Source organism: Mycobacterium sp. SMC-4, assembly GCF_050205565.1.
Lineage (GTDB): Bacteria > Actinomycetota > Actinomycetes > Mycobacteriales > Mycobacteriaceae > Mycobacterium.
The window spans coordinates 1-535 of record NZ_JBNMQU010000031.1; the positions used below are offsets into that span (position 1 = coordinate 1).

Below are 535 nucleotides of genomic sequence, written 5' to 3' on the forward strand. Positions count from 1 at the left end.
CAAGGTCAATGTCATGGTGTTGGCATCCCACGACGCGGTGATCGGATTGCCCTCGATCGCGGTAAAACCAAGAACGTCACCGGTCTTGGCGCCCGTGCTGATGCGCACCGTCGCGCCGGAGAGTTGATCGGAGTCCAGGTCGGTGATCGTGGCCGAGGTGATCACCCGCACCGGAGATCCACCCAGCTTGAACAGCGGCGCACCGATGGTGACAACCGCGGGCGGTAGTCCGATCACGGTCACCAACGCCGCACCCGAGACGATGGAGGCGACCTCGGCCTCATCAGTCACCGACACGCTCAACCCACGCGGCAGACCACCCTCAGTCGTGCTGAACGTGACCGCCTTCAACGCAGCCTCATACTGGGCGATAGTCGCAACACCACTCAAGGTCAATGTCATCGTGTTGGCATCCCACGACGCAGTGATCGGATTGCCCTCGATCGCGGTAAAACCAAGAACGTCACCGGTCTTGGCGCCCGTGCTGATGCGCACCGTGGCACCGGAGAGCTGATCAGAATCCAGATCGGTGATC

Annotated in this window: 1 pseudogene; it reads right to left on the reverse strand. The window is 61.7% G+C overall.

The features are described from left to right. Positions 1-495 (reverse strand): annotated as a pseudogene (locus ACQI46_RS25610) (hypothetical protein); the annotation flags it as partial. Positions 496-535 lie beyond the last annotated feature (40 nt).